The organism is Rothia sp. HMSC071B01, assembly GCF_001808945.1.
Classification (GTDB): Bacteria; Actinomycetota; Actinomycetes; order Actinomycetales; family Micrococcaceae; genus Rothia.
On record NZ_KV795046.1, the window covers coordinates 1 to 387 of the forward strand.

Annotated in this window: 1 protein-coding gene; it reads left to right on the forward strand. The window is 52.5% G+C overall.

What is annotated here, in order from left to right:
* The coding region (locus HMPREF2527_RS09745; RefSeq protein WP_168161074.1) for a hypothetical protein at positions 1-387 on the forward strand (387 nt) is incomplete at both ends.

Here is a 387-nt window from a genome sequence, read left to right on the forward strand (position 1 = left end):
CTTTTTCAAGAACCTCTTCGCACCCAATTCGGAGACAAAACGCCTGTACACCCCGCTGGATTTGCGCCTGCTGGAACACTACGAAACCTGGCTGAAAACCCATAAGGAAAAAGTACAAGCCAGCAAGAGAGAGGCAGCGGAAAGGCAGCGATACTATGATGAACTCAGCAAAGAGAGCGATCAGAAGGAAGCAAAGGCAGAAGCTGAACGGCGACTCTTTGACCAAATCATCACCCAGAGCACTTGCCTGCGTGCAGCCACCGTTGAGGAATACAACGAATGGCTGACTGACTGGCTCCATGCCGGTGAAAGCATCACCTCCTACAGCAAGAACCCCTTCTCCGGCTGGAAGCTTCACTATGTGCAGGACCCTGATACCTGGGTCAG